The 25663-nt window shown below is 67.8% G+C and carries 24 protein-coding genes; 15 read left to right on the top strand and 9 right to left on the bottom strand.

Translation table 11 applies throughout. The features are described from left to right. Positions 1–40: 40 nt before the first annotated feature. Positions 41–1699 carry a class I adenylate-forming enzyme family protein gene (locus B9C99_RS19340; RefSeq protein ID WP_088898983.1) on the bottom strand — a complete coding sequence of 553 codons (1659 nt, stop codon included), beginning with the start codon at positions 1697–1699 and terminating at the stop codon, positions 41–43. An 8-nt stretch (positions 1700–1707) separates the two neighbouring features. Further along, entirely contained in the window at positions 1708–2682 is a 975-nt protein-coding gene (locus tag B9C99_RS19335; protein ID WP_088899022.1) for a cyclase family protein, read from the bottom strand. Positions 2683–2750: 68 nt separating this feature from the next. Here B9C99_RS19335 and B9C99_RS19330 point away from each other — a divergent pair, with 68 nt between their 5' ends. The 5 genes from B9C99_RS19330 (at position 2751) to B9C99_RS19310 (ending at position 7183) form a co-directional block, all read left to right on the top strand. Next, complete coding sequence (locus B9C99_RS19330) at positions 2751–3803, top strand: helix-turn-helix domain-containing protein (RefSeq protein ID WP_367301601.1); 1053 nt, start codon at positions 2751–2753, stop codon at positions 3801–3803. Positions 3804–3860: 57 nt separating this feature from the next. Further along, complete coding sequence (locus tag B9C99_RS19325) at positions 3861–5114, top strand: acyl-CoA dehydrogenase family protein (protein WP_088898982.1); 1254 nt, start codon at positions 3861–3863, stop codon at positions 5112–5114. A gap of 106 nt (positions 5115–5220) precedes the next feature. Further along, the gene (locus tag B9C99_RS19320; protein WP_088898981.1) at positions 5221–5817 is read left to right on the top strand and encodes a hypothetical protein; all 597 of its coding nucleotides are present in this window, start codon (positions 5221–5223) and stop codon (positions 5815–5817) included. A 120-nt stretch (positions 5818–5937) separates the two neighbouring features. Continuing rightward, a complete protein-coding gene (locus tag B9C99_RS19315; protein WP_088899020.1) occupies positions 5938–6378 on the top strand; it encodes a VOC family protein in 441 nt (146 codons plus the stop codon). Positions 6379–6451: 73 nt separating this feature from the next. Next, positions 6452–7183, top strand: coding sequence for a DJ-1/PfpI family protein (locus tag B9C99_RS19310; protein WP_088898980.1), 732 nt, complete (start codon positions 6452–6454; stop codon positions 7181–7183). Positions 7184–7196: 13 nt separating this feature from the next. Here B9C99_RS19310 and B9C99_RS19305 read toward each other — a convergent pair whose 3' ends face one another. Further along, a complete protein-coding gene (locus B9C99_RS19305) occupies positions 7197–8264 on the bottom strand; it encodes a hypothetical protein (protein ID WP_088898979.1) in 1068 nt (355 codons plus the stop codon). Between the two features lie 373 nt (positions 8265–8637). On the opposite strand from B9C99_RS19305, the gene B9C99_RS25930 reads away from it, so the two are divergent. The 4 genes from B9C99_RS25930 to B9C99_RS19290 all read left to right on the top strand — a co-directional run bounded on the left by B9C99_RS25930 (position 8638) and on the right by B9C99_RS19290 (position 10964). Next, positions 8638–8802, top strand: a complete 165-nt coding sequence (locus tag B9C99_RS25930; RefSeq protein WP_157788833.1) for a hypothetical protein — start codon at positions 8638–8640, stop codon at positions 8800–8802. Positions 8803–8878: 76 nt separating this feature from the next. After that, on the top strand, positions 8879–9604 hold the full coding sequence (locus B9C99_RS19300) for an aspartate/glutamate racemase family protein (RefSeq protein ID WP_088898978.1): 726 nt from the start codon (positions 8879–8881) through the stop codon (positions 9602–9604). Between the two features lie 290 nt (positions 9605–9894). After that, positions 9895–10350 (top strand): nitroreductase family deazaflavin-dependent oxidoreductase, encoded by a 456-nt coding sequence (locus B9C99_RS19295; protein WP_088898977.1) that lies wholly within the window; start codon positions 9895–9897, stop codon positions 10348–10350. 125 nt (positions 10351–10475) lie between these two features. Then, positions 10476–10964 (top strand): LysM peptidoglycan-binding domain-containing protein, encoded by a 489-nt coding sequence (locus tag B9C99_RS19290; protein ID WP_088899019.1) that lies wholly within the window; start codon positions 10476–10478, stop codon positions 10962–10964. 27 nt (positions 10965–10991) lie between these two features. On the opposite strand, the gene B9C99_RS19285 is transcribed toward B9C99_RS19290, so the two are convergent. After that, positions 10992–11429, bottom strand: a complete 438-nt coding sequence (locus B9C99_RS19285) for a carboxymuconolactone decarboxylase family protein (RefSeq protein WP_064255657.1) — start codon at positions 11427–11429, stop codon at positions 10992–10994. 98 nt (positions 11430–11527) lie between these two features. After that, entirely contained in the window at positions 11528–11902 is a 375-nt protein-coding gene (locus tag B9C99_RS19280) for a helix-turn-helix domain-containing protein (protein WP_006552145.1), read from the bottom strand. Positions 11903–12023: 121 nt separating this feature from the next. Between B9C99_RS19280 and B9C99_RS19275 the strand changes: the two genes are divergently transcribed. The 5 genes from B9C99_RS19275 to B9C99_RS19255 all read left to right on the top strand — a co-directional run bounded on the left by B9C99_RS19275 (position 12024) and on the right by B9C99_RS19255 (position 19823). Next, positions 12024–12869, top strand: coding sequence for an SDR family oxidoreductase (locus B9C99_RS19275; protein ID WP_088898976.1), 846 nt, complete (start codon positions 12024–12026; stop codon positions 12867–12869). A 50-nt stretch (positions 12870–12919) separates the two neighbouring features. Further along, positions 12920–15412: an aminopeptidase N gene (gene pepN, locus B9C99_RS19270; RefSeq protein WP_088899018.1), complete on the top strand. Its 2493-nt coding sequence runs from the start codon at positions 12920–12922 to the stop codon at positions 15410–15412. Further along, positions 15409–16539: a tyrosine-type recombinase/integrase gene (locus tag B9C99_RS19265; RefSeq protein ID WP_088898975.1), complete on the top strand. Its 1131-nt coding sequence runs from the start codon at positions 15409–15411 to the stop codon at positions 16537–16539. Before pepN ends, B9C99_RS19265 begins: the two co-directional genes overlap by 4 nt. 130 nt (positions 16540–16669) lie before the next feature. Then, the gene (locus tag B9C99_RS19260; RefSeq protein ID WP_088898974.1) at positions 16670–17353 is read left to right on the top strand and encodes a DNA alkylation repair protein; all 684 of its coding nucleotides are present in this window, start codon (positions 16670–16672) and stop codon (positions 17351–17353) included. Between the two features lie 61 nt (positions 17354–17414). Then, positions 17415–19823 (top strand): phosphoketolase, encoded by a 2409-nt coding sequence (locus tag B9C99_RS19255; protein WP_088898973.1) that lies wholly within the window; start codon positions 17415–17417, stop codon positions 19821–19823. A 3-nt stretch (positions 19824–19826) separates the two neighbouring features. On the opposite strand, the gene B9C99_RS19250 is transcribed toward B9C99_RS19255, so the two are convergent. The 4 genes from B9C99_RS19250 to B9C99_RS19235 all read right to left on the bottom strand — a co-directional run bounded on the left by B9C99_RS19250 (position 19827) and on the right by B9C99_RS19235 (position 25066). Then, on the bottom strand, positions 19827–20591 hold the full coding sequence (locus tag B9C99_RS19250) for an HAD family phosphatase (protein ID WP_088898972.1): 765 nt from the start codon (positions 20589–20591) through the stop codon (positions 19827–19829). A 16-nt stretch (positions 20592–20607) separates the two neighbouring features. Further along, positions 20608–23025 carry a glycoside hydrolase family 65 protein gene (locus B9C99_RS19245; protein ID WP_172415011.1) on the bottom strand — a complete coding sequence of 806 codons (2418 nt, stop codon included), beginning with the start codon at positions 23023–23025 and terminating at the stop codon, positions 20608–20610. A 49-nt stretch (positions 23026–23074) separates the two neighbouring features. Then, positions 23075–23926: a trehalose-phosphatase gene (gene otsB / locus B9C99_RS19240; protein WP_229564887.1), complete on the bottom strand. Its 852-nt coding sequence runs from the start codon at positions 23924–23926 to the stop codon at positions 23075–23077. A 72-nt stretch (positions 23927–23998) separates the two neighbouring features. Beyond that, positions 23999–25066 carry a helix-turn-helix domain-containing protein gene (locus B9C99_RS19235; protein WP_088898970.1) on the bottom strand — a complete coding sequence of 356 codons (1068 nt, stop codon included), beginning with the start codon at positions 25064–25066 and terminating at the stop codon, positions 23999–24001. A gap of 120 nt (positions 25067–25186) precedes the next feature. On the opposite strand from B9C99_RS19235, the gene B9C99_RS19230 reads away from it, so the two are divergent. Continuing rightward, positions 25187–25648, top strand: a complete 462-nt coding sequence (locus B9C99_RS19230; RefSeq protein ID WP_088898969.1) for a 6,7-dimethyl-8-ribityllumazine synthase — start codon at positions 25187–25189, stop codon at positions 25646–25648. Positions 25649–25663 lie beyond the last annotated feature (15 nt).

The raw sequence follows: 25663 nt of genomic DNA, 5'->3' as shown, positions 1-25663 counted from the left end.
TACGGATCGCGCATGTGGCCGCGGGACCCTGCGACCGCCGTCAGGACGGTGTCGCCGTTCGTAGCTCGCGGCGAAGCAATTTACCCGTCGCCGTCTTCGGGATGTCGGAGATGATCTCGACGAAGCGTGGGCACTTGTAGGCGGCCAGTCGCTTCTTCGTGAACGCGATCAGCTCATCGGGCGTGACCGTGGCTCCGGGGCGGAGGCTGACGAAAGCCTTGACCGTCTCGCCGCGGTATTCGTCGGGCACACCGACCACCGCAGCTTCGCGAACGGCGTCGTGTTCGTAGAGCACGTCCTCGACCTCGCGAGGCCAGACCTTGTAGCCACTGGCGTTGATCTGATCCTTCTTGCGATCGATGATGTAGAACCAGCCGTCGCTGTCCATATAGCCGACATCGCCGGTGTGCAGCACGCCGTTCGGGATCGAGTTCGCGGTGGCCTCCGGCTTGTTCCAATACCCCGCCACCACCTGCGGTCCCGCCGTCACGAGCTCCCCGACCTCGCCCGGGGGAAGGTCGTTGCCGTTGTCGTCGACGATCCGCACGACGGTGTCGTAGACCGGCACGCCCACAGAGGTCGCGCCGGTCAGCTCGTCGACCGGTGCCCGCCTGCCGAGCGGCACCCCATGCGACGGGGAGGTCGTCTCGGTGAGGCCGTAGATGTTGTGGATGTAGTGGCCGAATCGTTCCTCGAACGCCGCGATGGTGCTCGGTGGGATCGGTGCCCCACCCGAATAGATCTTGGTCAGGCTCGCCAGGGTCTCCTTGCTCGCGTTCGGGGCGTTCATCAACGCGATGAACACCGTGATCGATCCGACGGTGAACGTGGCGCGTTGCTTTTCGATCGTGTCGATGGTGTCGGCCGGATCCATGCGGTACATCAGGACCAGCGGTGCACCGGTCAGCAGTGACAGGGCGATGTGGCCGACGAGTCCGGTGATGTGGAACAGCGGTGCGACGCCGAGGACGACGTCGTCGGGGCCGATGTCGATCCAGTCCCGGTAGGTCTGCGCATTGAACGCCACGTTGCGGTGGGTGGTCATCGCGCCCTTCGGCGGACCGGTGGTCCCGGAGGTGTACGTCAGGAAAGCGACCGTGTCGGGGCCGATCTCGGCAGGAGGGACGGTCCGGCCCCGGAAGGCCGCGAGCATCTCCGCCATGTCCGTCGTGCCCGCGCACTCGATGCGTTCGACGCCGGCGAGGGTGCCGCTGTTCGCACTCTGGTACTCCAGTTCCGACGTCGTGATCACGGTGCGCACGTCGGTCGACTCGACGACCTTCGCTGCCACGTCGGTGTAGAGGGATTGCAGCGCCACGAGGACAGTGGCACCGGAGTCGCGCAGGATCTCCTCGAGTTCGCGTTCGCGGTACATCGGGTTGGCGGACACCGCGATACCGCCGGCCTTCCACGTTCCGAGCTGGGCGATCACGAACTGCGGCACGTTCTGTGCGTAGATCGCGACTCGTTCCCCCGGACGGAACCCGGCGTCGAGGATGCCGGCGGCGAAGGCGTCGCTCAGTTCGTCGAGTTCGCCTGCAGTGATCCGGCCGTCGAAGTAACGGATGATGTCGGCGTCCGGATTGCGGTCGACGGTCGCCCGGAACATCGCCAGGGCATTGTCGAACTCGATCGTGCGTGGTTGCCGTTGCGCAGCGTCGTACTGCGACAACCACACCTTGTCGTCGTAGATGGTCATGGTTCGCCTCAGCGGATGACGATGGGATTCACCGGGGCGCCGGTGCCGTTGACGATCTTCAGTGGCGCGGCGGTGTAGAGGAAGCTCCATCGGCCGTCGGCGGCGCAGGCGTCGGCGAGGTCGTCGAGCCAGGCGATCTCCGTCAGCGTGACACCGAGATTGCGCATCAGCGCGCAGTGCAGCGGCAGTGCGACGCCGCTCTGCGGGTCGTAGGTCACCTCGTTGGCGATCGTGTCGGTCACCAGGTTCGGAATCTCCTTGTCCTGGAACCACTCGACGAGTTCGGGGGAGTAGGTCAGGCCGGGTTCGCAGAATCCGTCGTAGAACTGTCCGGGGTTGTTCAGCTCGTACCAGTACTTGAGCCATCCGGTGCGGATGATCAGGATGTCGTGCGGCTCGATGGTCACACCCTGGGCGGTGGCAGCTTCCTCGAGGTCGCGGTGGTCGAAGGTTTCACCTTTGTCGAGATAGGGCTTTCCGCGATGGCGGGCCATGTCGATGAGGACGCCGCGACCGACGACGCCCTTCTCCGCGATCGGGAGGACGGAGGCCTTGTCCATTCCTCCGACGGTGCTGCGGGCGTCGTAACCGTTCCAGAGTTTGCCGTCGTACCAGACGTGGCCGAGTGCGTCGTACTGGGTCGATCCCTGGAGGAAGACCAAGGCGGTGTCGTCGGCGTAGTGCAGGCCACCCGGGAAGGCCGGAGCCCCGTCGCCGTCCCAGGAGCTCTCGTCGAGCACGTTCTGCCGCTTGATTCCTTCGCGACCCGGCCAGAGCGGGTCGCCGGGGCTCTCGGCGCGTCCCATGTGGATCTGGAGTGTGAAGGTCTCGCCCGACTTGACATGCTGGACGCCGCGCAGAACCTCTGCTGCGTCGAGGTAGTTCAGTGCACCCAGCTCGTCGTCGGGTCCCCACTTGCCCCAATTGCTCGGCGCGTTCTCTCCGAGCAGTTCGCGCATTGCGGGAGCGTCGACCTCGGTCATGTTGTCCTCCATCGGGTAAACAGCGGGAGCGAGCACACGCTCGGTGCCGCCTATGGTGCACGTCACACTTGCCGACGTCAACGGTTCGATATTTTCCTGAAAAGGCCTGCGAGACAGCCGTGCAAATGGATACGCTGCCCGGAACGGCCGAGGGCCGGGTGGGCAGTGTTCAGTTATTCCAAACACAGGAGTTGTCGGTGAGCGCGGTTTCGGTCGACAGGTCGGCGTCGGTCGGGGCCGGGTTGCGCCAGGTACGGACTGCGCGCGGCATGACGCTGCGGGGCCTGGCCCAGCGCATCGACGTCAGCCCGGCCACGCTGAGTCAGATCGAGAACGACAAGACCGGATTGACCGTTGATCGCTTGAACCGCATCGCCGACGCACTCGGAGTGCGGCCGGCGGACATCCTCGAAGCCGGTCGGACGGCACTTGTGGCACCCGCAGTGGAACCCGAAACCCTCGTTGCGGCCCGGCCAGACCGCCTCGGACAGACCGAAACGCGCCGGCAGTGGCGTGAGTACGAGCCGTTGCCGCTCGCGCCCGTGGTCCAGGCCGCGCTCGAGGAGATCCTCGCCGTGGGTTACCACGGCACGAGCATGCGCGAGATCTCCAAGCGCTGCGGCCTGTCGGTTCCCGGCATCTACAACTACTTCACCAGCAAGCAGGACATCCTGATGACGATCTATCAGGTGACGATGGACGATCTGGAGCAGCGCACGCGCGGCGCACTCGCCGAAGGGGCCGGCCGAGATCCTGTCACGGTCTTCACATTGTTGATCGAGAACCTGGCGCTGTACCACACGCACCGGCGCGAACTCGGCTTCATCGGTGCCAGTGAGATGCGTTCTCTTACAACGGAGAATCGACGGATCATCGCCAACAAGAGGAACTGGCAACAAGCGGTCGTCGACGAGAAGGTGCTGGCCGCCGTGCGCGCCGGATCGTTCCGGGTCCGCAATCCCGAGGACGCCGCTCGCGCCGTGGTTTCGATGTGTACCGCTCTCCCCACCTGGTGGCGACCCGGCGGGCGGATGAGCCCGGAAGAAGTCGCGAACCTCTACGTGGAGTACGCCCTCGATCTCATGCAGTACCGAGGCGCAGACCTCGACCGCAATCCCTGACCGAACCTCGACCCCGTTTCACGACGTCCCCGACCGAACCTTCGAGGGAGAAACCGTATGACCGACGTAGCCAACAGCATGCTCACCGCGCAGACGAACACCGGATCACTGGATCTTCGACCGTCTCCCAGAGCACTCGAACTCGAACAGGCGCTGGTGGAGTTCATGCACAGCCACGTGTTCCCCGCCGAACACGAATACGAGGCCTACCGGCGCAACGTCGGTCCCGACGACCACACCGTCCCACCCGTCATCGAGACCCTCAAGCAGGAGGCCCGCAAGCGGGGCCTGTGGAATCTGTTCCTGCCGTCCGAATCCGGCATCGGGCAGCTCGACTACGCCGGACTCGCCGAAATCACCGGCTGGAGCCTGCATCTCGCCCCGGAAGCCACCAATGGGCAGGCTCCCGATACCGGCAACATGGAACTGCTCCACCTGTTCGGCACCGATGATCAGAAGAAGCAGTGGCTCGACCCACTGCTGAACGGCGAGATCCGGTCCGCTTTCTCGATGACCGAGATCGCCGTGGCCAGCTCCGATGCCACCAACATCGAGACCAGAATCGAGCGCGACGGCGACAGCTACATCATCAACGGTCGCAAGTGGTGGACCAGTGGCGCCGCGGATCCTCGCTGCAAGGTGCTGATCGTCATGGGCAAGACCGATCCGAGTGCCGACACCCATCGTCAGCAGTCCATGATCCTGGTGCCGATCGACACTCCGGGGGTCACGATCGTCCGCGACCTGCCGGTGTTCGGACGACACGACCAGCACGGTCACTGCGAAGTCGTCTACGACAACGTCCGCGTTCCCGCCGAGAACCTCCTCGGGGAGGAGGGCGGCGGCTTCGCCATGGCGCAGGCACGTCTCGGACCCGGCCGCATCCACCACTGCATGCGCGCACTCGGCGCCGCCGAACGAGCCCTGGCATTGATGACCACGCGCGCGCAGGGACGTGTCGCCTTCGGCAAGACACTGGCCGAGCAGGGTGTCGTGCAGCATCAGATCGCCGAATCGCGCGTCGCGATCGAACAGGCCCGGCTGCTGTGCCGTCTCGCGGCCAAGACCATCGACGAACACGGCAACAAGGCCGCCGCCCCGTACGTGTCCGCCGCGAAGGTCGCAGTGCCGCGCATGACCCTCGAGGTCATCGACCGGGCGATCCAGGTGCACGGCGGCGCGGGTATGAGCGACGACGTCCCCCTGGCCGCAATGTACGGCTGGCACCGCGCCATGCGCATCTACGACGGGCCCGACGAAGTGCACCTGCGCACGATCGCCAAGAACGAACTACGCAAGTACCCGAAGTGACCGCGCTCCTCGTACGGATGGGGACGCAGCCGATCGAAGGGCCGGCACCGTAGGCCGATCACGACCGTGCGTCGGACTTTCCCTCCCCTCGACATAGTGTCTGCCTATGGCCGCCGGTTTCGAATTCTCCTGGGCTCAATTCCTGTGGATCGTGCTCATCTTCGTGGGCGTGCCGACCCTGATCGGCGTGAGCACGGTGTGGGTTGCCTGGCAGCGGGAGCGTGCCGGTGTCCGGAGTCCGACGAGCGACCACGAGCAGACCGGTGATCGACCCGTGGGTCTCGGCCGGCGCGGCCTGTGGGCGACCGGTGCAACCGCATTCGCACTCGGATTCTTGTCCTGCGCGGGATGGTTGAGTTGGTCGGCAGAGCACGACGGAGAATTCCGAGGCCCCGGCCTGCCCGCACCGAACGAGTTCCCCACCTGGCAGGTGATCGCCTGTGGAGTGACCGCCGTGCTGGCGTGCCTCCTTTCCGCTCGTCGATCCCGCTGGGTGGTGAGCGGCGGACTGGCCGCCGCAATCGGCACGGCGGCAGGATTCACCACCGCCTTCAGCGTGGTGGCCAGTACCGACGACACCGGTCAGGCGGGAGTGGGTGTGATGCTGTCGGAGATCGGATGGGGCATCGGGCTGTGCCTGCTGATGCTTGTCAGGGCCGCTTGGATCAGAGTTGCGCGTCGCAGAGCGGTGGGCGCGTCGTAGCTCATCGATGCGGTGGTGGGAAACGATCCGGTGTCCCGCCGAGTCCGTGGAATGTCGAGATCCGAGCACCGGCTCCGTCCCAGCAGCAAACGGACGAGACAACATCGAAGGATGGATCCCATGGCACACGTACGACGCTTCGATCATGTCGGCCTGACCGTCTCGGACCTCGACGCCGCGACGGCGTTCTTCGTCGGCCTCGGCTTCGAGGTCGAAGGCACCGGCACTGTGCAGGGCGACTTTCCCGCGACCGTCTGCGGTCTGCCCGGCACGCACTGCGACATCGTGATGCTCCGACCGCCGGACGGAGGAGCCCGGCTCGAACTCTCGAGGTTCATCGCACCCGACCACCTTCCCGGCTCGCCGACGGCGATGCCCAACGAGCTCGGGATCCGCAATGTGTCGTTCGAGGTCGGCGATCTCCACGCTGCCGTCGATGCTGTCGCCGAGCGGGGATACGGCCTCGTCGGGGGCATCGGTGAGTACGAGAACAGTGTGCGAATGGCGTACGTGCGGGGACCCGACGGGATCATCGTCTCGCTGTTCGAACAGTTCGGTTGACGCTCGTCCCTACCCGCGGAGATCGGCACCGAAAGTCTGAGTACATGCGTGCGCAGACTGCTAGGGTGCCGGAGTGCAGATCGCCATCGTCGTCTTCCCGGGTCTGACCGCACTGGATGTCGTCGGACCGTACGAAGTGCTCCGGTACCTTCCGGAGGCGGACGTGCGCTTCGTCTGGCACGAGACCGGACCGGTCGTTGTCGACAGCGGAATGCTCGCGCTCGGCGCGACACACACGTTCGACGAGACACCGTGCCCGGACATCGTGCTCGTACCCGGGTCGGGGACAGCCATCGCCGTCGCCGCCGAGGACAACCGTCTCCGCGAATGGCTGCGCAGCGCACACCGGACATCGACGTGGACCGTCTCCGTATGCGGCGGCGCGCTGATTCTCGCCGCGGCGGGACTCCTCGAGGGCCGACGCGCGGCGTCGCACTGGCAAGCGCTGACGGCGTTGCGCGCGTTCGGAGCGGTTCCGTGCGGTGACGAACGGGTGGTCTTCGACGGCAAAGTCGTCACCTGCGCCGGCGTCTCCGCCGGAATCGACCTGGCACTGTCGCTCGCGGCCCGGATCGCGGGGGAGGAACGCGCGAAGGCGATCCAGTTGATGATCGAGTACGACCCCGCCCCGCCGTTCGACAGCGGTCACACCAGTTCGGCGTCGCGGCACACGAAAGTGCTGGCCAACGCACTTCTCACCCGCGACGCCGTTCGCGTTTCCAATATGACTGCGGCAAGTCGTTTGGCGTGGTCGGCGGTGATCGACGGAGTGCGCGCTCGCCGATCGCGGACACGCGCTCGATGATCGGCCGGCCGGTTCAGCTCGTCTCGGCCGTTCTCGCTGCATCCAGTTCGGCACGGAGAGAAGTCGATTCGGTCTTCAGCGTCAGATTCTCCGCCTGAAGCGTCCTCGTCTCGTCGCGCAAGGCGGTGATCTCGTCGCGCAGTGCCGACAGTTCGGCCCGCAGTTCGTCGCCACGCGCCCGTGCTGCGGTCTCGGCCGCCTGGGCCGTCGCGGCGGTGATGCGCGATTCCTCGAGTCGGCTCCGTAGCTCGGAGGTGCGGTCGCGCTCGGTGGTGAGCTCGGTGTCGAGGCGTTCGCGGGTCGCGACCTCCCGGTCGAGCGCGGCCTGCAGGCGCGCGAGCTCGGCTCGCAGATCGGTGATCTCGACGGTCGCGCGCTCACGCTGGGCAGCCGCGTCGTCGAGTTCCCGTCGCTGTGCGGTGAGGGACTCGTCCTGCTGATCGATCGTCGCTCGCAGGTCGCCGACAGTTCGTGTGTGCTCGGCGGTCGCTGCCTCGAATTCGTCCTTCCACCGCTGCAGTGTTGCGGCGTGCTCGTCCTTCAGCCGAGTCAGCTCGGCGTGATGCGCTTCCTCGAGTCGGCGCACCTGTTCGGTGTGTGCGGTACGAGCGTCGGCGAGTTCGGCATCGACGGCAGCCACTGCGGCGTCGGCGTTGTCGCGGTCCTCGATTGCCTGGGCGAGTTGTTCGCGTAGCCGGACGATCTTCGCGTCGGCGTCGGCTTTGACCTTCGCGAGTTCGGCGGCCGACCGCGTCATCTGAGCCTCGAGGGCCTCGGCGTCGGTGAGCTTGTCGACCGCGGTGGTGATCCGCTCGGCGATCGCCGAGTACTGCTCGACGGTGTTGGTGGCCAACGCGCGTAGTGCAGTGGTGGCGGCCGTGAGCGCGGAGACCGCATCGTCCGGGCTCTCGACGACCGGCGGGGCCATGCCGGCGGCTTCCTTCTTGGCACGCTCGCGTTCGCGATAGGCGCGCACGCGGTCGGCTGCGGTGGCGTACTTCCGGGGGCGTCCCACCCGAGGCTTGCTCGGGTCGTCCTCGTCGGTGGTTGCTTCGAGGGCGGGGGAGTGTGCGTCGGTCATGGATGTCCTCGTCGTGGCGCCGAAATCGCAGGTCGTAGGTATCGTACCGCATTTAGTTACTTTATTACAGAACCAGACTGTAATGAAACGAAACGATACGAAACATGCTGAACTGGCCAAACAACGTACCATTTCCGGTTTCGTAACTACTAGCGCCATCGAAACCGCTCGCTTTCGTCCGTGATCGAGTGGGAGCACGGATCGTCATAATCCCCACTTATGACGATCAAATGCGGGGCGACGGTCGAAAATTGTGCACCCTCGGATCGAGGGGCCGGGACGCCTGCCGAGGGGAGGGCCCCTCGACTGTGGCGCCGGTCACCGAGTGTGCGGAGCTCGAGTTGTCTACTGTCTGCCCCAGCCGGCGGATGCAATGAAAGGCATTGCAGCGCTGGGCAGTCTGCGCTCGCCCGAGCGCGTGTACCTGTACACCGAAGGAAGAGGTAATCGAATGGGCTCTGCAGCAACGTTCCTCGCGGATGTTCTCGTCGCCGTCATCACGCAGCTGATCGAGACCGGATCGTCGTCCGGATCCTGATCCGTCACCGTCGTGGTCGCTCTCCCGCTCGTCACACGGAGAGCGACCATAGACGCAGGACAGAGGGGGTACAAGGATGAAACACGTCGGGATCCTGGGCCACAGCTGGGAAGGTGCCTCGCTGTGCTGGCGCGAGGTGTGTCAGCACAGCAACCGTCTCGGGCACCCGGCGCATCCGGATGTCACGATGGACTGCATCTCCTTCGAGCACTGCATGCCCGCATGGGAGCGCGGGGACTACGAAGCGGTGCGCGCAGTGCTTGCCACCAGCGTCGATCGTCTGGCCCGGGCCGGCTGCGACTTCTTCGTGTGCCCGGACAATACGGCCCACCTCGCGCTCGAAGCACCCGGTGATCCACTCGCGATTCCCGGGCTGCACCTGATCGACATCGTGGCCGACGCAGCGCAGCGTGCCGGGCACCGACGCGTCGGCATCCTGGGAACGCGGTTCACCATGCAAGGCCCTCTGTATCCCCGCGAACTGGCGGCACGGGGAATCGAGGCCGTCATCCCGACAGGCGGCGACCAGAACCTGGTACACGCGGCGATCTTCGACGAACTGATGCACGGCATTTTCCCGGACGAGACGCGGACGTCCTTCGTTGACCTCATCGGCAGACTCGCGGACTCCGGATGCGACGCGGTCGCGCTGGTGTGCACCGAGATCCCACTTCTGGTCTCCCCGGACGACTCGCCGTTGCCGGTACTGGACTCGACACGACTGTCCGGACAGGCGGCCCTCGAAGTGGCACTCGGAACGCGCGACCTGCCGACCTGGCGCGGCGGACAGTTCCGGCGATAACAGGCAGGTAGCCACGGCGGGTCGTAGCATCGAGCACATGGTTCTCTTCTACGAGATCGCGCTCGTGATCGCGTCGGTGCTCATCGCGTGGTTCGCGGTGTACGTGCTGTACCGCCTCGTCACCGACGAATCCACCAGCCGGCACTGACAGGTCGCCGCCCGACCGGCCACATGCGGACATGTCGGCCGCACTGCCCCGGCTCAGGGAGCCCGGGGTACGTCGGACGTCGGTGCCTCAACCTTGTCGAACACGTTCCGAGTGCCGTACGCGACGGGCATGAGGGCAGACCATGACCGACAGTTCGTTCCGTCCCGAGCGCACCTACCGACCGAGCCGGTGGCGACACATCGAGAACGTCGCGATGAGCACGTTTACTCGTGCGGGATTGGTGCCGCACTCCTATCTGCTGGCCACACGCGGTAGGCGCACCGGGAAGATCCGCCGCAACCCCGTGCTGGTCGTCGATCTGCACGGAAAGCGCTGGCTCGTGGCCCCCTACGGATCGGTGGGGTGGGTGCACAACGCGCGTGCTGCCGGCGATGTCGAGCTCAGCAGGCGTCGCGACACGCGCCGCTACTCGATCCGCGAGGTGTCAGCGGAGGAGGCCGGGCCCGTCCTGCGGCGGTACATCGAGCTGGCGTCCGCCACCCGGCGGTATTTCGAGGCGAGCAGGAACGATCCGGTGGAACGATTCGTCGCAGAGGCCGGTCACCATCCGGTCTTCGAGCTGCTGCCACCGACGTAGTCAACGGAACTTTCATACGAGATTCGGGTAGCGCGCTACGCGTGTGCCTGCCGCCGATGGTGAGCACCATGATCCTCGTCGATTCGATTCGAATCGCGGACGCTCTACAACCCCGAGGCACGGTCATGGTTACGAAATACGACGTGGTCGCAGGCGACACCCTCTCGAAGCTGGCGCAAAGGTTCTACGGTGACGCGACGCTGTTCCCCGTCATCGCTGTTCCGAACGGCATCACCGATCCGAACGAGATCACTGTCGGTCAGGAGCTGCTCATCCCGTACATCACCAGACGGCATACCGTCGCGTCCGGCGAGACACTGTCGGGATTGGCGCAACACTTCTACGGCGACGGGACCCTGTTCCCGGTGCTCGCGGCGGCCAACCACATCGCGGACCCGAATGTCGTTCAGGTCGGCCGCTCGCTGTTGATCCCCGAACTCAGGGACGTGGGGCACCACACTGTGGTCGCCGGCGAGACCCTGCGGGCTCTGGCGGAGGACCACTACGGGAACGCGGAGATGTTCGCGATGATCGCGGCTGCCAATCACATCGACGATCCGAACAGGATCACCGTCGGGCAGGTGCTGTTCTTCCCGAACCTCACCAACTTCTGACCAGAGGGCCCGTGAGGCCGGTGCGGGTCACGGGGCGACGGGGTAGTGGCTCCGAACGGCGATGCGGTTCCACGCGTTCATGACGATCGCAAGCCACGTGACCGCGGAAACCTGCTCGTCACTGAGTGCACCGTTGTCCCACTCGTGACGACCGGGTTCCATGGGGCGTGTGACTTCTTCCGCCAGCGCGAGCGCGGCGCGCTCCTGATCGGTGAAGTACTGCGACTCCCACCAGGCCGCGACGACCGCGAGACGATCGGTGGTCTCGCCCTTCTCCAGGGCGTCGCGCGTATGCATACGCAGGCAGAACGCGCATCCGTTGAGCTGCGACGTGCGGATCTTCACCAGTTCGGCGAGCTTCGCATCGAGACCGGCCTGCGAGACGGCCTCCTCGACCTCCTTGTTCAACGCCAGAACGTTCTTGTAGGCGGCCGGGTGCTGCTTACCGAGATTGATGTGCGCCATTGTGGATGTCCTTCCGGCGGGCGACATCGGCCGGAGCGACCGGCCGCTTCATTCTGTCAGCCGCATCCATGCCGGTGGGTGTGGTTCGCGTCGCCGGATCAGTGGGTGCGGTCGTACTCGTCCTGCGCGGCGACGATCTCGGGCATCGACTCCTCCACGACGTCGATGAGCGTCAGCAGGGGCGCGGTGATGCGGCGTCCGAGGTCGGTGAGCGAGTACTCGACATGCGGAGGGATCGTCCCCAGGACGGCGCGGTGGATCAGGCCGTCGCGTTCGAGGGTCTGCAGGGTCTGCGACAGCATGCGTTCGCTCACGCCGTCGACCCGGCGACGCAGTTCCGAGAACCGGCGCGTGTCGTCGACGAGGGCCGCCAGCACCAGCACACCCCAACGCCCGGTGATGTTCTGCAGCACCGGACGCGACGGGCACTCGCGCGCGAAGACGTCGGCTTCGGGGAGGCGATCGGTGCTCATGAATGCCGAGTATACGGCGGCTATGCGAACGATGGGTACCGACTCCAATGGTTGCACTTACGAAAAGTAAGTGATGGAATGGTGGCGTTCCCGATCCCGCTCGACCACTTCGAGGAGTCCCATGACCATCGCTGTCACCGGAGCTGCCGGCCACCTCGGCCGCCTGACCATCACCGCTCTCCGCACCCGCGGTATCGCCGCCGGCGACATCATCGCCGTCGTGCGTGACGCCGCGAAGGCCGCAGATCTCGCGGCCGACGGGGTGCAGGTCCGTGTTGCGGACTACGCCGATGCTGCGGCCGTGCGGGAGGCGCTGGCCGGTGTCGACAAGCTGCTCCTCGTCTCCGGCAGCGAAGTGGGGCAGCGACTGCCCCAGCACACCAACATCATCGACGCTGCCAAAGCCACGGGCGTCGCGTTCATCGCCTACACCTCGATCCTGCACGCGGCGACGAGCCCGCTGATCCTCGCCGGCGAACACAAGGCCACCGAGGAACTGCTCGCCGCCTCCGGCATCGAGCACGCCCTCCTGCGCAACGGCTGGTACTGGGAGAACTACGACAACTCGGTCACCGCGGCCGCTGCCACCGGGGCGCTGTTCGGCTCGGCCGGCACCGGCCGCGTCGCCGGAGCGGCCCGCAAGGATTACGCCGAAGCCGCCGCCGCGGTCCTCACGACCGAGGGACACGCCGGTGCCGTCTACGAACTCGGCGGTCAGCGACTGACCTACACCGACCTGGCGGAGGTCCTCTCCGGCATCGTCGGCGTACCCGTGACCTACAAGGATCTGCCGAAGGAGGAGTACGCCACGATCCTCGAGAACACCGGTGTGCCCGCACAGTTCACGGCAGTGCTCGCCGACTCCGACGCGGGCATCGCCGTCGGCGCGCTCGACACCGACAGCGGAGATCTCGAACGCCTCATCGGACGCCCCGCCACGCCGGCAGCCGAAGCGATCGGTGCCTGACACCCGCTAATCCCGTCGAGTCCGGGCGCGTGATGGCAGGATCGGGACTCGTGAGCTCCGCGAATCTGACCCGTGCCGAAACCGCCGCGCGCGCCCGCGCACTCGACGTGCACTCCTACCGCGTCGAACTCGACCTGCGGGGTGCCGTCGACGCCCGACGCACCGGATTCCCCACGGTCACGACGCTCGAATTCACCGCCTCCACCGACGAGGCCTGGCTCGATTTCATCGGCGACTCCGTCGAGTCGGTGACGATCAACGGCGAGCTCGTGCCCGTCGTCTACGACGGCGCGCGGATCACCATCGGTGGTCTGAAGGAGATCAACGTCGTCACCGTCGTCGCGACCGGCCGGTACAGCCGGTCGGGGGAGGGGCTGCACCGCTTCGTCGACCCTGTCGACGGCGAAACCTATCTCTACACCCAGTACGAGCCGGCCGACGCCCGTCGCGTGTTCGCGTGCTTCGAACAGCCGGATCTCAAGGCGCCGTTCACCTTCGTGGTCACCGCCCCGCGCCGCTGGCAGGTGCTCTCGAACGAGGCCGCCGAGCGCACGGTGCAGCGCGACGACACGCAGACCGTGACGTTCGCGCCGACCCAGCCGATCTCCACCTACATCACCGCGATCGTCGCCGGCCCGTACCACCGGGTCGACGCGTCGTGGAGCCGCGACGAGCTGACGGTGCCGCTGGGGGTGCTGTGCCGCGCCTCGCTCGCCGAGCATCTCGACGCCGACGAGATCGTCGAGGTGACCCGGCAGGGCATGGACTTCTATGCCGAGCACTTCGACTATCCGTATCCGTTCGGCAAGTACGACCAGGTGTTCGTGCCCGAATACAACCTCGGCGCGATGGAGAACCCCGGCTGCGTCACCTTCACCGAGGCGTACGTCTTCCGTGGCGCCGCAACCGCCGCCCAGCACCAGGGGCGCGCCAACACGATCCTCCACGAGATGGCCCATATGTGGTTCGGCGACCTGGTGACCATGAAGTGGTGGGACGACCTGTGGCTCAAGGAGTCGTTCGCCGACTTCATGGGCGCCTTCACCAGCGCCGAGGCCACCAAGTTCACCGACGCGTGGGTGGCCTTCGCGAACCGCCGCAAGGCCTGGGCGTATCTGCAGGACCAGCTGCCCACGACGCATCCGATCGTCGCCGACATCGTCGACCTCGAGGCCGCGAAACTGAACTTCGACGGCATCACCTACGCCAAGGGCGCGAGCGTGCTCAAGCAGCTCGTCGCCTATGTCGGCCGCGACGCCTTCTTCGAAGGTGCCCGCCGGTACTTCCGCAAGCACGCCTTCGGCAACACCACCCTCGACGATCTGCTCGTCGAACTGTCGAGCACCTCCGGCCGCGACCTGACGTCCTGGGCGCAGGCGTGGCTGCAGACCACCGGGGTGTCGACCCTGCACCTCGAAGACTCCGGGACCGGGTACGAGATCGTGCAGAGCGATCCGCGCCCGCATCGCCTCGCCGTCGGCTGCTACGACCCCGACGACTCCGGCGACCTCGTGCGCACCCACCGCGTCGAGGTCGACCTCGCCGACGAACGCACCCCCGTCGACCTGCCCGAGGCGGCGCTGGTGCTGCTCAACGACGACGACCTCACCTACGCGAAGATCCGCCTCGACGCCCGGTCGCTCGACACGGTCGAGTCCTCCTTGGACCGCGTCCGCGAACCGCTCGCGCGCGGCCTGCTGTGGTCGGCGCTGTGGAACGCGACCCGCGACGGGGAACTCGCCGTCGACCGCTATCTGTCGATGGCCGCCCGGTTCGCCCCGCACGAGGCCGACATCGCGCTGCTCACCGCCGTGCTCGCCAACGCCGCCCAGGCCGTCGAACACTATGTGCCCGACTCGGCGCGCACCGACGCGCGGCGTCGCTGGCTCGACGCGGTCTGGGACGGGATGCACGGCGCCGCACCCGGCAGCGACGCCCAGTTGGCGTTCGCCCGCGCCGTCGGTGTCGCGGCGAGCGTCGACGACCGGCACGCCGCCGACCTGCGAGCGATCCTGTGCGGCACCGTCGCACCGCCGGAGGGTCTGCGCCTCGACCCCGACCTGCGATGGAGCTGGTGGGCGGCGCTGACCACCACCGGCGACGCCGACGAGGCCGACCTCGACGAGGAACTGCGCACCGACGACACCGCCTCGGGACGCACCGCGCACCTGCGCGCACTCGCCTCCCGTCCCCGCGCCGAGGTCAAGGCGCACGCGTGGGCGACGATCCTCGCCGACCACACCCTCACCAACGACCACCTCGACGCGACCATCGCCGGGTTCCGCGCCGGGGCGCGCCGCGACCTGATCTCCGCCTACGACACCGACTACTTCGCCGTGCTGCAGGAGACCTGGACGAGCCGCAGCATCGAGATCGCCCGCCGCATCGTCGTCGGGTTGTTCCCCGCGGCCGACAGCCTCGAACCCGTCGACACCTGGCTCGAGGCCCACACCGACGCCCCGGCCGCGCTGCGGCGGCTGGTGATCGAACAGCGCGACCATCTCGCCCGCGACCTGCGTGTCCAGAGGATCAACACGCCGTGACCAACCCGGATCTGCCCCTTCCCGAGGTGCCCGCGGTCCCGGATACGGTCGCCACCGCGATGCGGCGGCTGCGGGAGAAGGCGACCTCGGAGAACACTCGCGCCGCCCAGATCGGCGACTGGACGATCTTCACCCGCTGGTGCGAACGCACCGGGCACAGTCCGATGCCGGCCACCGCCGAGCAATTGAGCTGGTTCCTCACCGAGAAGGCCGCCGAAGTGCGCCCGGACGGGCGCTGGGCGTACGCGCCGTCGACGCTGTCGCGGTGGGTGTCGACCATCAACAAGATGCACGCCCTCGCGGGCCTACCGAAACCCGGTGGGCACGAATCGGTCCGCGACCTCCTACGCGGCATCCGACGCGACCGGGCCACCCCGCCGGCGCGCCGGACCCCGCTGCTCACCGACGACATCCGCACCATCCTCACCGCGATGCGCTCCGAGGCGGCCGACGCCGGGTGGGCCGAACGCGTCGCCGAACGTCGCGACGCGGCGCTGCTGCTCATGGGGCTGGCTGGGGCGCTGCGCCGCTCGGAGCTCACCGGCCTCGTCGTCTCCGATGTCGTCCCGCACCGCGCCGACGGGCTCTACGTGACGGTCCGCCGCTCCAAGACCGACCGCAGCGCCCGCGGCCGCACCGTCACCCTGCCGTACGGGTCCGATCCGCACACCTGCCCGGTATGCGCCTATCGACGCTGGCGGGAGGTGCTCGACGCGTGGGACGAGTCCGGACGCGAGGCCGTCGTCGACCTGCTCGGCACCGCCGCGGCCGACCCGGCCGAGCACTGCTGCCGCGGTCTCGCGGCCGGGCGCACACAGGACGGCGACCGGTCCCTGTTCCGGCCGGTGCACCACAGCGGCACGGTGGGGACGACCGCGCTGTCGGGACAGTCCGTGCACTCGATGATCCAGCGCCGCGCCCGCCGCGCCGGATTCAGCGACGACCTCGTCGCCACCCTCGGCGGGCACAGCCTGCGGGCCGGGTTCGTCACCCAGGCGGTGCGCGGCGGCGCGACCACGCAGACGATCATGACGCAGACCGGGCACGCGGACGAACGGATGGTCGCGCTGTACAGCCGCCACCACGCCGGTCTCGTCGGCAACGCCGTGACCCAACTCGGCCTGTGAGCGGATTCGGGTGGATCCGACCCCGCTCAGCGGGGCCGAACCCACCCGAATCGACGACGGAACCGGCACATGCTGTCGCCCGGCGCTCGTAGGCTGAGGCGCGACCGACACCCAGGAACAGGAGATCGCGGTGGCACAGACGACAACGGACGCTCCGACCGTCGAGGAGTTGCTCACCGAACTCGCCGCGCTCGACGACCCGAAGATCCGCGCGGTGAACGAGAAACACGGCGACGACCACGGCGTGAACCTCTCCGCCCTGCGCGCCGTCGCCAAGCGGGTGAAGACCCAGCACGAGCTCGCGCAGCAACTCTGGGCCACCGGCGACACCGCCGCCCGGCTGCTCGCGCTGCTGATCTGCCGCCCCAAGGCGTTCACCGTCGACGAGCTCGACGCGATGGTCCGCGAGACCGGCACCCCGAAGGTGCACGACTGGTTCGTCAACTACGTCGTGAAGAAGAACCCGCACACCGAGGAGCTGCGCGGTCGGTGGATGACCGATCCCGATCCGGTCGTCGCGAGCGCGGGATGGGCGCTCACCGCCGAGCGCGTCGTCAAGAACGCCGACGGACTCGACCTGTCCGGCCTGCTCGACACCATCGACGCCCGGATGCGCGACGCCCCCGAACGATTGCAATGGGCGATGAACACGTGCCTGGCGCAGATCGGCATCGAACATCCCGACCACCGGGCCCGCGCGCTCGACATCGGCGAACGCCTCGAGGTGCTGAAGGACTATCCGACGTCCCCCGGTTGCACGTCGCCGTACGCGCCGGCCTGGATCGGCGAGATGGTGCGGCGCCGAGGCGAGTGAGCCCGTCGCCGGATGGGTACCGCTGCAACGAGCACCCCGGTCGCCGACGACGAGGAACCCGATGTCACTCCGCACACCGCAGACCACTTCCGACGCAGCCGCCGAGCCCGGGCCCACGAGCGATCCGGACTTCGACACCCTCGACGCGTGGTGGCGGGCCGCGAACTATCTGTCCGTCGGCCAGATCTATCTCATGGACAATCCGCTGCTGCGCGAACCGCTGCGGCCCGAACACATCAAACCGCGTCTGCTCGGACACTGGGGCACCACACCGGGATTGAACTTCGTCTACGCGCACCTCAACCGCGCCATCGCCACCCGCGACCTGGACATGATGTACGTCATGGGTCCCGGTCACGGCGGACCCGGACCGGTGGCCGCGGCGTGGCTCGAAGGCACTTACAGCGAGGTCTACCCGGACGTCTCCCGCGACGAGGACGGCATGCGGCGCCTGTTCCGCCAGTTCTCGTTCCCCGGCGGCATTCCCAGCCACGTCGCCCCCGAGACCCCCGGATCGATCCACGAGGGCGGTGAACTCGGCTACTCCCTCTCGCATGCCTACGGCGCCGCCTTCGACAATCCCGATCTGATCGTCGCCGCGGTCGTCGGCGACGGCGAAGCCGAGACGGGCCCGTTGGCCGCCAGCTGGCATTCGACGAAATTCGTCGACCCGCGCCGCGACGGTGCGGTGCTGCCGATCCTGCACCTCAACGGCTTCAAGATTGCCAACCCGACGGTGCTCGCACGCATCGGCGAGGACGAACTGATCTCGCTGCTGCGCGGCTACGGGCACGAACCGATCGTCGTCGCCGGTGACGATCCCGCCGACATGCACCGGCGCTTCGCCGCCGCCCTCGACGCGGCGCTCGACCGCATCTCCGAGATCCAGCAGACCGCCCGCAGCACCGGAAACGCGACCCGACCGGCCTGGCCGATGATCGTGCTGCGCTCCCCGAAGGGCTGGACCGGCCCGGTCGAGGTCGATGACGCCCCGGTCGAGGGCACCTGGCGCGCCCACCAGGTGCCGATCGGTGATCCGCGCGGGAACGACGAGCACCGCCGCCTCCTCGAGGAGTGGCTGCGCAGCTACCGGCCGAAGGAGTTGTTCGACGACGACGGCGTTCCCGTCGCCGCCCTGCGCGACCTCGCGCCCCGCGGCACCCGGCGGATGAGCGCCAACCCGCACGCCAACGGGGGAGCAGTACTGCGCGACCTGATCCTGCCCGACTTCCGCGACTACGCCGTCGATGTTCCCGAACCGGCCACCGCCACCGGCGAGGCCACCCGCATCCTCGGCACCTTCCTGCGCGACGTCATGCGGCGCAACGCCACGAACTTCCGGGTGTTCGCGCCCGACGAGAACAATTCGAACCGTCTCGACGCGATCCTCGACGCCACCGACCGCACCTGGAACGCACGTATCGACCCGGGTGACGACCGGGTCGCCCCCGACGGCCGCGTCATGGAGATCCTGTCCGAACACACCTGCCAGGGCTGGCTCGAGGGCTACCTGCTCACCGGCCGGCACGGATTGTTCTCCAGCTACGAGGCTTTCGCGCACATCGTCGACTCGATGGTCAACCAGCACGCCAAATGGCTGCTCACCACGAACCGGATCCGCTGGCGCCGCCCCGTCCCGTCGCTGAACTACCTGCTCACCTCACACGTGTGGCGGCAGGACCACAACGGGTTCTCGCACCAGGACCCCGGATTCATCGACCACGTCGTCAACAAGAAACCCGAGGTCGCGCGGGTCTACCTGCCGCCGGACGCCAACACCCTGCTCTCGGTGGCCGATCATTGCCTGCGCACCCGCCAGTACATCAACGTGATCGTCGCCGGGAAGCAACCCGCCGTGCAGTTCCTGGACATCGACGACGCGATGACCCACTGCCGCAAGGGCATCGGGATCTGGCAGTGGGCCTCGACCGACCGTGACGCCGAACCGGATGTGGTGCTCGCCTGCGCCGGCGACATCCCCACGATGGAGACCCTCGCGGCTGTCGACATCCTGCACCGGCGCTTCCCCGACCTGCGGATCCGGGTGGTCAACGTCGTCGACCTCATGCGGCTGCAGGACGACCGGGCGCACCCGCACGGGCTGCCGGATGCGCACTTCGACGCGCTGTTCACCACCGACACGCCGGTGGTTTTCGCCTACCACGGTTATCCGTGGCTGATCCACCGTCTCGTCTACCGGCGCACCAACCACGAGAACTTCCACGTCCACGGCTACATCGAGGAGGGCACGACCACCACGCCGTTCGACATGTGCGTGCTCAACCGCATCGACCGCTACCACCTCGCGCTCGACGTCCTCGACCGCGTCGAGCGGATCCGGCCCATCGCCGGGCACGCCCGCGAGGAACTCGAGAACATCCTCGCCGAGCACACCCGCTACGTGCGCACCCACGGCGAGGACATGCCGGTGATCACCGACTGGCACTGGCAGGGCGTCGGAATCGACTGAGCGTCACAAGGATCCGCGGCGGGTCAGGCGCCCGGCGGTGAACGCGTCGAGGTCGACCTCATCGAGGGAGGTCACCACCAGATCGGCGCCGGCGTGCTCGAGGTCGGCGGTGTCGTCGAACCGGGCGACACCGAGCGCCCACATGCCGCCCGCTTTCGCCGCCCGGATCCCGCTGATCGCGTCCTCGACGACCACGCACGCCTGCGCGGGCACTCCGAGTTCGTCGGCGGCGGTGAGGAACAGTTCCGGATCGGGTTTGCCGCGGGCGACCGGGCGGCCGGACAGGTCGGCGTCGAACCGGTCGAGCAGTGTCTCGCCGGACCGGTCGTGGGCGGGAATCGCCCGCAGGAACAGCCCGGCGTTCTTCGACGACGACGCCGCGGCCACCGCGATGCCCGCCGCCTGCACGGCCGCGGCGAAGCGCACCCCGTCGTCGTAGGCGCGGAACCGGCGCTCGTCGATCAACCGCAGCAATCGGGCCTGCTTGCGCTCGGCGTAGTCCACCGCGCGGCGCTCGGCGTCGGGCACCGCGAAGTACTCGAGGGCGGCGCGGGCACCGTCCATCCGCGGCCGGCCCGACAGCACCTGCCGGTACACCTCGGCGGTGAACGCGTCCTCGGTCCAGGAGGTCTCGGGTTGCAGGTCGCTCCAGTCGCCGGTCATCAACTCCGCCAGCGCTTCCCGCCACGCCGTCTCGTGCGGTGAATCGACGAGCACCCCGTCGACATCGAAGATCACCGCGCGGAACCGCGACTGCGTCTCGGCCACGATGTTCTCCTCGCGGTCAGGCCGGGACGGCGGCGAGCCGGAACTCGTGCGACTCGCCGGCGCCGAGTTCGACGAGTTCGCCGTCCACCGCGACCTGCACCGGCACCCGGAAGCCCTCGGTCTCGGCGCGCACCGACAGCTTGTCGCCGTCGATCCGCACCCGTAGGGGAGTGCCGCGGTACCGCATGGAGAACGACACCCCGTCGAGGTGCGAGACCAGCTTGGGCCGGAAGACGAGCACGTCGCCGTACGCACGGGCACCGACGTAGTAGCGCTGCACCAGATCGAGGGTGCCGCCCATGACCCCCATGTGGATGCCCTCCTTGGTGGTGCCGCCCTGCAGGTCGCTGACGTCGCTCTCGAGCGCGAGCTTGAACCGCAACCACGACGACTGCGGATCGAAGGTGGCGAGCACACCGGCGAACGTCACGTGACTGAGCGTCGACCCGTGCGACGTGCGCTGGTCGTAGTAGTCGACGGTGCGGCGCACGAGGTCGCGACCGAACGGATAACCGAGCTGCTCGAACACCTGCCGCAACTCGGCATCGTCGAACAGGAAGAACAACATCACCGTGTCGGCCTGCTTGGCGACCTTGTAGGCATCCGGATCGCGGCCCTCGGCGCGCAGGATGCGGTCCATCCTGCCGATGTTGCCGTACTCCGTGCGGTAGTGCTCCCAGTCGAGCTCCTCGAGATCCTCGTAGCCTTCGAACTGGCTGATCACCCCGTCGTGGTAGGGCACGAACATCTTCCGGCTCATCTCCGACCAGGTGCGCAGTTCCTCGTCGGTGACCCGCAACCGGGCCCGCAGGGCCGTGCGCCGGCTCTTCGACAGCACCTCGAAGACATCGAGGGCGCGCGCCGCGATCCACGCGACCATCACGTTCGTGTACGCGTTGTTGCGCACACCGCCCTCGGTGGCTCCCGGATACCGTTCGTGGAACTCGTCCGGGCCCATCACCCCGTGGATCTCGTAGCGGTCCCGATCCGGGTTGTAGTGCGCGATCGACGCCCAGAACCGCGCGATCTCGAGCATCATCTCGGCGCCGTAGTCGGCGAGGAAGTCGACATCGTCGGTGGCCTGGTAGTAGTGCCACACGTTGTAGAAGATCGCGGCGCTGACGTGACGCTGGTTCCGGCTCAGGTCCGGATCCCATTGACCCGACATCGGGTTCAGATGCACCGTCTGGGTCTCCTCGGTGCCGTCGCTGCCGCTCTGCCAGGGGAACATCGCGCCGCGGTAACCGGCCTCGCTCGCCGCGGCCTGCGCCTCACCCAACCGGCGGTAGCGGTAGAGGATCAGGCCTTTGGTGATCTCCGGGACCCGCAGGTTCAGGAAGGGATAGACGAACATCTCGTCCCAGAACACGTGCCCGCGATAGGCCTCGCCGTTGAGTCCGCGCGCCGGCACTCCCGCGTCGAGGCGCGCGGTGTGCCGTGAGCAGACCTGCAGTACGTGCGAGACGTGCAGGCGCAGCAGCAACTGGGCGCGCGACTCCCGCGGCAACCGGATGTCGCAAATGTCCCACAGCTCGTCCCACGCCGCGATGTGCTCCTCGTACGCCTCGGCGAAATCCGGATAGCGCAGCACGTGCCGGCCAGCCGACGCGAGGGGTTCGGTGATCGCGTCGTCGCGGGAGGTGAACATCGCCACCATCTTCTCGATCCGCACCGTCGAGCCTTCGGCGATGTCGAAGGAGAGGACCTGCTGGATGTAGTCCTCCATCTGGTACAGATCGCGGTCGACGAGCATCGCTCCTCCCGAACCCTCCCGGAAGACCCGGGTGCGTGCGGCCTGGGCGATGTAGGTGTCGGACTGGCGGATCTGCACCTTCAGCGCGATCGTCTCGGGACCGTAGGTGCGCGGCGAGACCGGATCGAGGTGCCGCGCCTCGAGATCGCGGTAGCGGGCGACGGCGCGGTTGGAGACCCGGCCGTCGAGGGCGGTGACGATCTCGACCCGCCCCGACCAGTTCTCCGGGGTCAGCGACCATTCGAGCGCTCCCTGGTTCGGATGCTCCATGCTCACGAACCGTCTGCTGCGCAGCGACGTCTCGCGGCCGTGCCGGTCCCGGAACCGCAGTTCGCGGACCACGGTGGCGGTGCGGATGTCGTAGACGTGCCGGTAGTCGAGGATCTCCACCTGCGCCAGGCGGATCGCCTCACCGCCGTCGATGCGCAGCTTCAGCACGAGCCAGTTCGGGAGGTTGACCAGATCCTCGTTCAGGACCGGGCTGCCACCCATGATGGTGGTCTCGCGGTTGTAGCAACGATGCGCGTAGGTCCCCGGATAGTGGACCTCGCCCATGTCCTCCCACTCGGCCGTGCCGCGTGAACAGAAGTAGCCGTTGCCCGTCGAGGTCAGGGCTTCGCGCAGGGGTTCGTCGTCGGGATCGAAACCGTCGTAGTCGAGGGTGAACTCCGGGTCGTACACGCGAACCTCCTGGCGGGTCGTAGTCGACACGAACTGTCCGGTAGCGCTGTCACCTGCCCAGAGTCGACAGGAAACGTTCGACGTCGTCGACCGACGCGAGGACGAACTCGGCGTCGGTGCGGCGCCCGGCCATCTCCGGGTCGTCGGGGCTGCCGACGAGGATCCCGATGCCACGACCCCGCAACGCCCGGAAGGCGTCCTCGTCGGTGATGTCGTCGCCGAGATAGAGCGGCACGACCTCGTCGGAGGCGAGACCGAGGACCTCGATCAGGTGCAGGACCGCCTTGCCCTTGTTCCAGTCCACGGCCGGTTTGAGTTCGTAGACCATCTTTCCCGGCACCACGGCGAGTCGGTCGGGGTTCTCCTGCAACAGCGTCTCGACGATCGCGCCCACCCGCTCGTGCACCTCGGGGGAGGCCTGCCGGTAGTGCACGGCGACCGACGCGCGCTTCGGTTCGATGCCGACGCCGTCGAGACCGTCCAGGCGGCTGCGCAGGGTCTCGGTGGTCTCGGTGATCAGATCGGTGAAGTCGGCGAGGACGTCGTGGGCGATCTGCCCGTCGGTGGGGCTCCAGATGTCGAAACCGTGGCTGCCGGCGACGACGAGATCGTCGACACCCATGAGTTGCTGGACGACGTCGCGGTCGCGGCCGGTGACGATGCACACCGACACGCGGTCGGCGAGTTCACGGACGGTGCGGCGCATGGTGTCCGACCACACCGCGTCCTCGGGGCGGGCGACGATCGGGGTGAGCACGCCGTCGTAGTCGAGGAAGACCGCGGGCCGGCGGCCCGCGAGACGGTCGGACAGGGCGGCGCCGTCGAGTGCCGACGGTAGGTCCTCCACGGTGCGCGGCGCGGTCATCTGATCGGTACTCCTGTCGTCGCGGCGACCCGTCATGGTTCGCACCGTACACAAAGATCGAAATGCTCGGCCGGGGATCCGGGGAGGCGGATCGGCCGGATGCAGCGGTCAACGCACCGGGCGTCGCCAGTGCTCGTCCGCGGTGAGTCGGGAGCGGACGTGTTCGGCGGCATCGTCGTTGCGGAACGGGCCCGCCAGCAGGTCGGCGTAGACGTGTGAGATGGCGGCGTGGCGCAGTCCGCCGCGGCGGTCCATCCGTTCGAAGACCACCGGCGACCAGGGAATCGCCACCACCACGTCGCCGCCGTGCTCGACCGGGCGCAGACCGAGACTGTCGGCGAAGTCGTCGGGGTCGTCGGCGTAGACCTCGAGCAGCGCCGGGGCCGCGTAGTCGGTGGCGCCGACGCCGGTGAGCGCGTAGGGGATGTCGATGCGTTCGGCCAGTCGCGCGCGGGTCGCGGTGACGCCCTCGGGGGCGGTGAACCGCCGGACCGCGCACACCTTCCGCTCGGCAGCCCAGGCCCGCAGCATCGGTTCCCAGCGCACCTCGACGATCGGGCCGCGCGGGACCCGGCGCACGAGCTCGCGTTCGACGAGCACCTCGACGACGCGGTAGGTCGCGCCGGTGGACGCGCCGGACAGCTTGATCAGCTCGGGGACGGAGATCTCCCCGACGTGATCGGCGAGTGCGCGCACCACCCGGTCGGACGGTTCGCCGGTGAGCACCCCGGACGGGCGGCCCGGGCCGCGCCACGGGTCGGCGTCGGCGCCGCGGTCGCGGACCCACACCGCCGGGCGGTTCGCGACGAGCGAGAGGTTGCCGGTCGCGTCGGCGTAGGAGATGCCGTGCCGGTCGAGCTGGCGCCGCACCGGATCGGACAGATAGTGGGCGCACACGAAGCCGCGGTCGGAGTCGGACAGGTCGGCGGCGATGCGGGCGACGTCGCCGGAGAGCACACCGCGGGAGGCGACGACGGAGAAGGACACGGTGTCGCCGTCGGGGGCGGTGACGAGCATCCGGGTGGGTGCCTCGGGGGAGCGGGGGCGGTCGCTCGACAGCGACCAGCCGAGCGGCAGGCACGCCTCCAGTCGGGCGGTGGCGCGGCGGTAGATGTCGATGTACCGCTCGGGGCGGGGACCGACGGTGTTCTCGGGGGCGGGAGCCGGCTGTGTCACATCCACCACGGTAGTCACTCTGTGCATGACGGAAAAGAGAAATAAACGAAATCTCATAGGACGGAACAGCGCCCCTCCCGCACCACAAACTATGACGGGGCATGCGCTAGTTTCGTGACCATGACCGACATCACCGGGCGCATCGCGTTCGTTCAGGCGACCTGGCACCGCAACATCGTCGACCAGGCACGTACAGGCTTCACCGACGAGATCACCCGCCTCGGCGTCTCGCAGGACGCCCTGGACTTCTTCGAGGTCCCCGGCGCCTTCGAGATCCCGCTGCACGCCCAGCGACTGGCGAAGACGGGGCGCTACGACGCGATCGTCGCGGCCGGACTGGTCGTCGACGGCGGCATCTACCGGCACGACTTCGTCGCCACCGCGGTGATCGACGGCCTGATGCGCGTCCAGCTCGACACCGATGTGCCGGTCTTCTCCGTTGTGCTCACCCCGCACCACTTCCACGAGCACGACGAGCACGTCGAGTACTTCACGCGGCACTTCGTCAAGAAGGGCGCCGAGGCGGCTCGCGCCGTCGACGCCACAGTGCGCTCGCTGCGCGCGCTGCCGACCGGAGACTGAGCCCCGACCGGCAGC

It is taken from the genome of Rhodococcus sp. BUPNP1 (genome assembly GCF_002215235.1).
In the GTDB taxonomy this organism is placed as follows: Bacteria; Actinomycetota; Actinomycetes; order Mycobacteriales; family Mycobacteriaceae; genus Rhodococcus.
This window is presented reverse-complemented; position numbering and strand designations above follow the sequence as displayed.

Excerpts from the sequence above, each read along its gene's own strand:
- B9C99_RS19340 (WP_088898983.1), bottom strand. The coding sequence starts at position 1,699 with ATGACCATCTACGACGACAAGGTGTGGTTGTCGCAGTACGACGCTGCG.
- B9C99_RS19335 (WP_088899022.1), bottom strand. The coding sequence starts at position 2,682 with ATGACCGAGGTCGACGCTCCCGCAATGCGCGAACTGCTCGGAGAGAAC.
- B9C99_RS19325 (WP_088898982.1), top strand. The coding sequence starts at position 3,861 with ATGACCGACGTAGCCAACAGCATGCTCACCGCGCAGACGAACACCGGA.
- B9C99_RS19320 (WP_088898981.1), top strand. The coding sequence starts at position 5,221 with ATGGCCGCCGGTTTCGAATTCTCCTGGGCTCAATTCCTGTGGATCGTG.
- B9C99_RS19315 (WP_088899020.1), top strand. The coding sequence starts at position 5,938 with ATGGCACACGTACGACGCTTCGATCATGTCGGCCTGACCGTCTCGGAC.
- B9C99_RS19305 (WP_088898979.1), bottom strand. The coding sequence starts at position 8,264 with ATGACCGACGCACACTCCCCCGCCCTCGAAGCAACCACCGACGAGGAC.
- B9C99_RS25930 (WP_157788833.1), top strand. The coding sequence starts at position 8,638 with ATGAAAGGCATTGCAGCGCTGGGCAGTCTGCGCTCGCCCGAGCGCGTG.
- B9C99_RS19300 (WP_088898978.1), top strand. The coding sequence starts at position 8,879 with ATGAAACACGTCGGGATCCTGGGCCACAGCTGGGAAGGTGCCTCGCTG.
- B9C99_RS19295 (WP_088898977.1), top strand. The coding sequence starts at position 9,895 with ATGACCGACAGTTCGTTCCGTCCCGAGCGCACCTACCGACCGAGCCGG.
- B9C99_RS19290 (WP_088899019.1), top strand. The coding sequence starts at position 10,476 with ATGGTTACGAAATACGACGTGGTCGCAGGCGACACCCTCTCGAAGCTG.
- B9C99_RS19285 (WP_064255657.1), bottom strand. The coding sequence starts at position 11,429 with ATGGCGCACATCAATCTCGGTAAGCAGCACCCGGCCGCCTACAAGAAC.
- B9C99_RS19280 (WP_006552145.1), bottom strand. The coding sequence starts at position 11,902 with ATGAGCACCGATCGCCTCCCCGAAGCCGACGTCTTCGCGCGCGAGTGC.
- B9C99_RS19275 (WP_088898976.1), top strand. The coding sequence starts at position 12,024 with ATGACCATCGCTGTCACCGGAGCTGCCGGCCACCTCGGCCGCCTGACC.
- B9C99_RS19255 (WP_088898973.1), top strand. The coding sequence starts at position 17,415 with ATGTCACTCCGCACACCGCAGACCACTTCCGACGCAGCCGCCGAGCCC.
- otsB (WP_229564887.1), bottom strand. The coding sequence starts at position 23,926 with ATGACGGGTCGCCGCGACGACAGGAGTACCGATCAGATGACCGCGCCG.
- B9C99_RS19230 (WP_088898969.1), top strand. The coding sequence starts at position 25,187 with ATGACCGACATCACCGGGCGCATCGCGTTCGTTCAGGCGACCTGGCAC.